Raw genomic sequence first — 6,083 nt, 5'->3', positions numbered from 1 at the left:
CGAAATGCGTTTGGGATTATTTCCCACGTGGGTTCGAATCCCACTTTCTCCGCCAAAACAAAGACAGATAGCTGTAATTAGCTATCTGTTTTTTAATTGGTACTTAAAAAGTACTATTTATTGTGCAGTTATTGTGTCCTTTTTCAAGAACGAAAGTTTTGTCTCGCTGACAAGAATTGCTGCGAATATGAATACAAATCCGATTACTGAGAAAAGTGTCAATGATTCGATTCCGATAAGTACAGGAATTAAAATTCCAAATATTGACTCGAATCCCAAAATAATTGCTGCAGTGGATGGGTTTGTGTATTTTTGTCCGATGTTTTGAAGTAATAGTGCAACTGCTGTACACATTACTGCTAAGTACAATAATTCCATCACAGATCTTGAAGTTACGACAAGATTTGAATTGTTTTCTACTATAATTGTAGTTATCCAAGACAACACAGCCGCCATTATAAATTGCAATATCGTCATAACAATAGGATCACGACCTCTTGCAAGTGCACTTACTGCGATTATGTGCGATGCGAACAACAATCCGCTAAGTAAAGCTAGTAAATCTCCAAGCCATGCCAATGGATTATCCACGTGAGCGCTTGATCCCGAAAGCGATATGAAAAATATTCCAGTTATACACAAAGCAGCCGCCGACAAATTATATCTGTCTGGTCTTTGCTTGAACACAATCCACCCCAAAAAAGGAACGATTACGCAATAAGATGCAGACAAGAATCCACTTCTTCCTGGATCTGCGAATTTTACTCCCAAAGTTTGTGATGAATACGCCATGAACAAAAATATTCCGATCAAAAGTCCGTTTTTTATGTCGTCAAATTTTGCTTGGCGAAGTCTCTTCCAGAAAATGATTGATAATAAAATAGCTGCCAACGTAAATCTTATCGCCAAAATAAAGTTGGGATTGAATGTTTTGGAAGATTGCTTAACCACAGTCAAAGAACTTCCCCAAAGGATAGCTACTATTAATAACGCTAATTTAGCAAGTAAATTTGCTTTCTTTTTATCCATTTTTTCCTCCTCTTATTTAATTTCAGATATATTATCCCAGTTTTCGTATGATTTGTAAACACCTAAAATGCCCAATAAATTAATTTGCACACAAAAAAAGGAGGAACAGTGTCCTCCTTGTGATTTTCCGATTTATACGAACGGAATATATTGTGAATATCCTTCTTCTTCCATTTTTTCTAATGGGACAAATCTCAAACTTGCACCGTTGATGCAATACCTAAGACCGCCTTTTTCACTAGGACCATCGTCGAACACATGACCCAAATGACTGTCAGCGTGTTTGCTTCTAACTTCAGTTCTAACTCTAGATAATTTGTGATCATCGGAATAATTTACAGAACTTGACGTAATAGTTTTCGTAAATGATGGCCAACCACAGCCGGCATCGTATTTGTCCTTTGAAGAAAATAACGGCTCACCACTTACGATGTCGACATAGATTCCTCTTTCATCAAAATCATTATAAGAAGATGTGTGAGGGCGTTCAGTAGCTTCGTTTTGAGTAACTCTGTAGCTCACATCGGATAGATTTTGTTTCAATTCTTCATCGGACATTTTCTTGTATTCAGTCGTATCCAAATCCTCATCAAAAGCATTCAAATTGATGTGACAATATCCACCAGGATTTTTGTCCAAATAATCTTGGTGATAATCTTCTGCTAACACAAAATTTTCTAACCTTTCAACCAAAACAGTTAGCTTTTCATCGTATTTTGTTTGAATGTATTTCATAACGGAATTGATGATTTCCAAATCTTTTTCATCTTCGTAGAAAATACCCGTTCTGTATTGTTCACCAACATCATTTCCTTGTTTATTTACAGAAATTGGATTGATAATTCTGAAATAGTGAAGCAAAATTTCTGCCAAATCCAATCTGTTTTTATCGTAGACAATTCTCACCGTTTCTGCGTGATGAGTTTGTTTTACTCTTCTATAATCAGTGTCTGTTCCATCGCCATTCGCATAGCCTGTGTCAGTATCAATGACGCCTTGTAATTTTTTGAAATAAGCTTCCACTCCCCAAAAACATCCACCAGCTAAATATATCGTACTTTTTTCAATAAATCTCATATTACACCTCTTAGAAAATTATACCCAGTTAAATATTTTTTATTCAAGAAAAATTTGCAGACAAAAAGCAGCTATTAAAAGCTGCTCATTGAAATTATTTTGATTTCATCGTTTCTTGGCGATTCATTGTGTGATATGAACCCTTGAATCTTTCTTTCTTTGGACTTTTGTCCCAGATTTCTTCTGCTTCAACTTCCCAGTTTTTCGCATATTCATCGCAGTTACCACAAAGTGAATCTACAGTTTGCTTAGATTCCAAATCAGTAGACTGAGCATCAGTGCTATGAACCATTTCTCTAAGTTCGTTTGGATTTTCAAGCATTGGACAAGGCATCAACATATTATCGTTGAATGGTTGACCGTCGTGATATTTTGTAAATAGGGGAGCTCTCAAACAATCCAATAAAGATTTTTCTCTGATATTAGAATCGCTGTAGTGAATGAAAACGCAAGGTTCCACATCGCCGGATGCATTAATGTGAAGATATCTTCTTCCACCTGCAATACAACCTCCAACATATTCAGCATCGTTTTGGAAATCCAATGCGAATAATGGTTTTTCTGCTCTATATTTTCTTAGCCTTTCGATAGTTTGTTTTCTTTGTTCAGGAGTAGGTAGTAAATCAGTTACAGCAGCATTTCCAACTGGCATGTAGTGGAAGTACCACACGAAATATGCACCTAACTCTATTAGGTAATCGTAGTATTCTTCGCTTGTAATTGAATCAAAGTTTTGTGAAGTATAGCAGCAAGAAATACCGTAAATCAAATGACGTTCTTGTAGCATCTTCATTGCTTTGATTACTTTTTTATAAACACCCTCTCCACGTCTACCGTCAGTTGCTTCTTCAAAACCTTCAAGTGAAATCGCAGGAATGAAATTACCAACTCTTTGCATTTCGTCTACGAAATCTTCGTCAATTAAAGTTGCATTAGTAAATGATAAGAATACACAGTCGTTGTGTTTTTCACACAATTTGATCAAATCATCTTTACGCACAAGAGGTTCACCGCCTGTGTATATGTACATATAAGTTCCCAATTCTTTTCCTTGAGTGATGATAGAATCAATCTCATCATAGCTTAGGTTTTGTTTGTAGCCGTATTCAGCAGCCCAACATCCAGTACATTTTAAGTTACATGCAGATGTAGGATCCAACAAAATTGCCCAAGGGATATTACAATTGTATTCTTCTCTGTATTTTTGTTGGGTTTGCCATCCCAAAACAGACGCATTCATAAAAAAGTTATACGCTACTTTTTTCATTTGTTTTTTGTCAACTTCTTGGAAAATTTTCATCACAAAACTATGGTAAGGGTGATTTTCGTCTTCAAAAACTTCCCTTATAATTTTAATTTGAGGCGCGAAATCTCCGTGTGAAAGGTTTTCTGCCCATTCGACTAATTGTACCCCTCGTTTTTGAGGATCTTTCGCAACGTAATCGAATACCTTATCAAATCCATATCTTTTTCCAGCTTCTATAATTTTCATATAACCACCTTTTCATATATTAAAATTTTTAGAACTATCCTGTTAGATATATCTCTTAACTTCATTGTATCTCAAACGTTAATCAAAGTCTTTGGACAAAATGGTGTATTTGCCTAAAATTCTAACAAAAATGAAAAAAAATCTAAAAAATTAATTCATTTTACTCCTAGTTAATGAAGATTTAACAGTATCTTTTAATAAAAATCCTATCCTTTTTATTTTTTTCTCGATATCCTCATCCATTCCTGAAGTTAGCCATCTGATAACCAAATCCGTAATTGCACTTTGGAAGAATTTAATAATAATCTCCTTGTCATCCTTCTTTGCATGAATCTCCTTGTCCACATTTTCTATGTAGTTTCTCATAATTTGTCCCGATTTATTGTACAAATAATCAGACAGTGTTTTTCTAGAAATAGAATTGTAAATGTGATAAATCGCGGTTTTGTTATCAATAGCAAACTGCATTTCTTCGATAAAATTATCCTCCCACGACATATCCTCTGACTCATCCAATACCTTCTGTAATCTGATCTCAAAAATCGTGTCTATGATTTGATTCAAATCTTTGAAATGATAATAAATAGTGTTTCTGTTGATTCCACATTCTTCAGCTAGTTTTCCCACCGTAATTTTATTCAGAGGTATTCTGTTGAGAAGATTAATTAAATTTTCCATTATCATTTTCTTCGTATAATCCGCGTTCATAAACTCCCCCTTTTAACATAATCATATTCCAAATCCAGAAAAATTTCCACAAAAAAACTAGCTGCAGATAATGCAGCCAGTCAATCGCAATTATTTTAATAATTCTTCAGCAATTCTCAAAGATTTTCCAGCGTAAACTGTAGCAGGGCCACCACCCATAGCAACGCAAACTTCCATCATTTCTGAGATTTCTTCGATTGTACAACCTGCATCAATACATCCTTTAGTGTGATGAACGATACATCCGTCGCATTTTACAGTAATTCCGATTGCAAGAGCTATCAATTCTTTTTCCTTCAAAGATAATTTTCCGTCTTTAAAAATTTCTCCACACATACCAGAGAAATTCTTAGCTACATCTGGTAAATGTTCTCCAAATAATTTTGAGTTTTCAGCCAATACTTCTTTACTATCCATAAATTACCTCCTTTTTTTTCGACAATTTGCATTGCCTTGTTAATATAATCTTATCAAATACAACGTACAAAATCTTAATTATAGAAGATTTCAATAAATGATGGGGGATTTATAGATATTTTATATAATTGTTTTTTAAATCAAAAATACTATCTTCTCTTCTTATACAATACAATTCCAGCTGCTATCAAAATAACTGAAGCGACAACGACAGCGATTGTGATGCGCTTTTGCTTGGCTTTTTGTTGTTCTTGTTGAAGTTTTTGTTGGGCGAGTTTTTCTTCGTATTTTCTTTGTTTTTCTTCGTTTTCTTTTTTTAGTTGTTCTTCTTTTTGGCGTTTTTCTTCGGCTTTCTTTTTCTCTTCTTCCTGTCTCTTTTTCTCTTCTTCTTGTTTCTTCTTTTCTTCTTCTTGTTTCTTTTTTTGTTTTTCTTTGTATTCTGTGTTTTCAGCTACAGTGAGGTAGATGTTATTATCATAATTAGTACGAGTATAGTCGTTTAATGTAATTTCTGATCTATCAGGTATGATTTCGAATTCTTTATTGTCAACGCTTTCTTGATACATTTTTTCGATTACATAATGTCCATAATCTAATGGCCTTTCTTTTTTCTTACCATAAGGTACAACTGTTTTACGAGTTTCTCCAGTGTTGGTATTTTTCAAGATAACTATTACGTCTTTTTTGTTGGCAGGATTCTTCTTGATTATAAATCTCATAATATCATACGCACGTCTGTCTTTAACGTCATCATATTTTTTGGATTTATCGATTTTTCCGTTAGCATCGACCCAATTTATATAATATAGAGATTCTGCTTGATAATCATAATTTTTTTGTTGATCATTTGCTATATCCTCATATTTTAATTTACCATCGCCAAATTTTACCCATGTATTTCTTTCTTTAAATGGTTTACCATCGTATGGGTCTACAAGTATTCCATCTTTATTGTAGATAACAGTAGTCATAGCATCAAATGCTGCACCATATTGTATTCCGTCGTATTCCGGATAGTCCATTGCATAGCTATTTACTTGCACACTCAAGCAAATCAATAGTGCAATAGCCAACATTTTAAATAAATTTTTCACTTTCATTTTTAGCTCCTAATTTATGTAGTGAAGATTCGTTTTCTTCCAATTTAATTATACACATTATTTAATGGATGTTTCAATGTTTTGTAAATTTTTTATAAAATAAAAATGGTTATTAATTAAAGATAAATGTATTTGCAAAACACTTATAATAGTAGTGTGGGTATTTTTTTGATTTCAAACGTTAAGAAATTCTAAAGATTACAGAAAAAATGAGCAAATTTAGTGAAGTTGTGATATAATTTTAACTGTTAAATATATTA

6 protein-coding genes are annotated in these 6,083 nt (G+C 33.5%); all 6 read right to left on the bottom strand.

Features of this window, described 5'->3' with window-relative positions:
• Positions 1–117: 117 nt before the first annotated feature.
• Positions 118–1,029 carry a DMT family transporter gene (locus KHW44_RS05390; RefSeq protein WP_304066886.1) on the bottom strand — a complete coding sequence of 304 codons (912 nt, stop codon included), beginning with the start codon at positions 1,027–1,029 and terminating at the stop codon, positions 118–120.
• Positions 1,030–1,161: 132 nt separating this feature from the next.
• Positions 1,162–2,106 (bottom strand): peptide-methionine (R)-S-oxide reductase MsrB, encoded by a 945-nt coding sequence (gene msrB, locus KHW44_RS05385; RefSeq protein WP_304066883.1) that lies wholly within the window; start codon positions 2,104–2,106, stop codon positions 1,162–1,164.
• Positions 2,107–2,200: 94 nt separating this feature from the next.
• Positions 2,201–3,598 carry a radical SAM protein gene (locus KHW44_RS05380; protein ID WP_304066881.1) on the bottom strand — a complete coding sequence of 466 codons (1,398 nt, stop codon included), beginning with the start codon at positions 3,596–3,598 and terminating at the stop codon, positions 2,201–2,203.
• 150 nt (positions 3,599–3,748) lie between these two features.
• Complete coding sequence (locus KHW44_RS05375) at positions 3,749–4,306, bottom strand: TetR/AcrR family transcriptional regulator (RefSeq protein WP_294684877.1); 558 nt, start codon at positions 4,304–4,306, stop codon at positions 3,749–3,751.
• Positions 4,307–4,396: 90 nt separating this feature from the next.
• Positions 4,397–4,723 carry a carboxymuconolactone decarboxylase family protein gene (locus tag KHW44_RS05370; protein WP_002835813.1) on the bottom strand — a complete coding sequence of 109 codons (327 nt, stop codon included), beginning with the start codon at positions 4,721–4,723 and terminating at the stop codon, positions 4,397–4,399.
• 149 nt (positions 4,724–4,872) lie between these two features.
• The gene (locus KHW44_RS05365; protein WP_304066876.1) at positions 4,873–5,823 is read right to left on the bottom strand and encodes a hypothetical protein; all 951 of its coding nucleotides are present in this window, start codon (positions 5,821–5,823) and stop codon (positions 4,873–4,875) included.
• Positions 5,824–6,083: the final 260 nt, after the last annotated feature.

The sequence above is a fragment of the Finegoldia magna genome (assembly GCF_018371055.1).
In the GTDB taxonomy this organism is placed as follows: Bacteria; Bacillota; Clostridia; order Tissierellales; family Peptoniphilaceae; genus Finegoldia; species Finegoldia magna_I.
The sequence above is the reverse complement of the archived record's forward strand: the minus strand, read 5'-3'. Positions and strand labels throughout refer to the sequence as shown.

Bases quoted from the DNA above. Each gene is read 5' to 3' on its own strand.
- KHW44_RS05365 (WP_304066876.1), bottom strand. From the start codon at position 5,823: ATGAAAGTGAAAAATTTATTTAAAATGTTGGCTATTGCACTATTGATT.
- KHW44_RS05380 (WP_304066881.1), bottom strand. From the start codon at position 3,598: ATGAAAATTATAGAAGCTGGAAAAAGATATGGATTTGATAAGGTATTC.
- KHW44_RS05375 (WP_294684877.1), bottom strand. From the start codon at position 4,306: ATGAACGCGGATTATACGAAGAAAATGATAATGGAAAATTTAATTAAT.
- KHW44_RS05390 (WP_304066886.1), bottom strand. From the start codon at position 1,029: ATGGATAAAAAGAAAGCAAATTTACTTGCTAAATTAGCGTTATTAATA.
- KHW44_RS05370 (WP_002835813.1), bottom strand. From the start codon at position 4,723: ATGGATAGTAAAGAAGTATTGGCTGAAAACTCAAAATTATTTGGAGAA.
- msrB (WP_304066883.1), bottom strand. From the start codon at position 2,106: ATGAGATTTATTGAAAAAAGTACGATATATTTAGCTGGTGGATGTTTT.